At 61.1% G+C, this 360-nt stretch carries 1 protein-coding gene; it reads right to left on the reverse strand.

What is annotated here, in order from left to right; all coding sequences use genetic code 11:
* Window positions 1-360, reverse strand: a 360-nt coding sequence (locus tag L975_RS15405) for an RHS domain-containing protein (RefSeq protein ID WP_047709252.1), incomplete at both ends; no start/stop codon positions are given.

Here is a 360-nt window from a genome sequence, read left to right on the forward strand (position 1 = left end):
GCCCCGTCTCCTGGTCATAAATCTGCCCCTGATAGCGCAGCTCACAATAAGTTTCGTCATTGGCTGCATCCCCAAGGAAGCGCCTGAGCGGTTGTGGGATAACATCGGTTCGATGGTTGCCCCACAACCGCTGTTCACCACGCCAGATAATGTCACCGGCTTCGCTGCACAGCTCGCGGGCGGTGCCCGCCACGTCCGTCACGATATAGTGCAGACGCTCGTCCTGTTCACCTGCTTCCCACTGGGCCAGCGGCCTGAAGCTGCCCGGCTCATAGACCCACTGTACCTGACGGGCGGCGTTGCCATCGGCCCGGTAGCTTTGTTGCTGCACCAGCTGGTCACCGTCCCAGCGATAGTGGA

The sequence above is a fragment of the Plesiomonas sp. ZOR0011 genome (genome assembly GCF_000800945.1).
Lineage (GTDB): Bacteria > Pseudomonadota > Gammaproteobacteria > Enterobacterales > CAMTGL01 > Plesiomonas > Plesiomonas shigelloides.